Here is a 1,286-nt window from a genome sequence, read left to right on the forward strand (position 1 = left end):
GCCGTTGTCGTCATCGACAACGCTGCCCGCACCGATTGCACGGTATGGGGAGGGATCCTGACCGAAGTCGCATCCCGCCGGGCCCTTGCCGGAACCGTCATCAACGGCGTGTGCCGCGACGTCGCCACCAGCCGCGAGCTTGACTACCCGCTCTTTACCCGCGGCCGGTTCATGCGCACAGGCAAGGACCGCGTGGAAGTGCCGGAAACGGGAGGTCCTGTCTCACTCGGGGACTTGCGCGTCCTGCCGGGAGACCTGCTGATCGGCGACGACGACGGGGTTGTCGTCGTCCCGCGCCCTCACGAGGCTGAGGTTCTCGAGGTCGCCCAGCGACTGCAGGCCGCCGAGGACCGCATCATTGACGCCGTTCGTGGCGGCGCATCACTGGAAGAAGCGCGCCTCGCCAACGGCTACCACCAGCTGCAGCGCGCGGGCTACCTCACCAACTGAGCCGTTCGACCATTGTCCAACCGATCCCTGGCAGAGCCGCTCGGGAACGGACGCTGAACTACCGATTCAAGGAGGAATCCGTGCAGCACACAATTCTTGAAAGAACAACGATCAAGCACCTGACCTTGCGCCTGGTCCCCTTTCTCTTTCTGCTTTTGCTTGTCAACTATCTCGACCGGGTCAACATCGGCTTCGCCGCCTTGCACATGAACGCCGATCTCCGACTAAGCGCAACAGCCTTCGGCTTCGGCGCCAGCGTCTTCTTCATCGGCTACGCCCTGTTTGAAGTCCCCAGCAACATCATCCTGCAACGCGTAGGCGCACGCATCTGGCTGGCCCGAATCATGATCAGCTGGGGCATCATCTCCGGCGCGATGGCATTTGTGCAGAGTGAGCAGTGGTTCATCATCCTACGATTCCTGCTCGGCGTGGCCGAGGGCGGATTCATGCCCGGCATCATCTTCTACCTCTCAGCCTGGTTCCCGCTCGCACACCGTTCACGGGCCAACTCCGGCGTCGTATCCGCCACCGCGGTGGCCTCAGTTGTCGGTGCCCCGTTGTCAGGGTTCCTCCTCACCTCGCCGCCGCAGCTCTTCGGGCTCGTCGGTTGGCAATGGATGTTCCTGCTTGAGGCAGCCCCTGCGGTCATCCTCGGGGTTGTGCTCCTTTTCGTTCTCCCGGAATCGCCTGCACGGGCCCGATGGCTTGCCTCTGACCAGCGCGAATGGCTGGTCTCGACGCTAAAGGCCGAGGACGACGCCAATCCAGCGGATGACCGCCTTTCGCTCTGGAAGGTCGCCCGCCTGCCGCGGGTATGGGTGCTCGCGGCGCTGTTC

The 1,286-nt window shown here is 63.5% G+C and carries 2 protein-coding genes; both read left to right on the top strand.

What is annotated here, in order from left to right:
• Positions 1-450 (top strand): RraA family protein (locus tag G6035_RS19530; RefSeq protein WP_371131081.1); only part of this gene is annotated, 450 nt, incomplete at its 5' end.
• An 80-nt stretch (positions 451-530) separates the two neighbouring features.
• Positions 531-1,286 (top strand): MFS transporter (locus G6035_RS19535; protein ID WP_218063388.1); only part of this gene is annotated, 756 nt, incomplete at its 3' end.

This window comes from Arthrobacter sp. SDTb3-6 (assembly GCF_013376095.1).
GTDB lineage: Bacteria > Actinomycetota > Actinomycetes > Actinomycetales > Micrococcaceae > Specibacter.